Genomic DNA, 254 nt, shown 5'->3' with positions numbered 1-254 from the left:
TCTCCGCTACCCACACCTCATCCCCGCACTTTTCAACGTACGTGGGTTCGGGCCTCCAGTAGGTGTTACCCTACCTTCACCCTGGACATGGGTAGATCACCTGGTTTCGGGTCTACAACCATATACTATATCGCCCTATTCAGACTCGCTTTCGCTGCGGCTCCGTCTTTCCAACTTAACCTCGCATATGATCGTAACTCGCCGGTTCATTCTACAAAAGGCACGCTATCACCCGGCATTTTTCCGAAGGAAAA

The 254-nt window shown here is 51.6% G+C and carries 1 rRNA gene; it reads right to left on the bottom strand.

What is annotated here, in order from left to right:
- A 23S ribosomal RNA gene (locus tag M3182_RS25965) occupies nt 1-254 on the bottom strand; the annotation flags it as partial.

This window comes from Mesobacillus maritimus, from assembly GCF_023715205.1.
Classification (GTDB): domain Bacteria; phylum Bacillota; class Bacilli; order Bacillales; family Cytobacillaceae; genus Mesobacillus_B; species Mesobacillus_B maritimus_C.
This window is presented reverse-complemented; position numbering and strand designations above follow the sequence as displayed.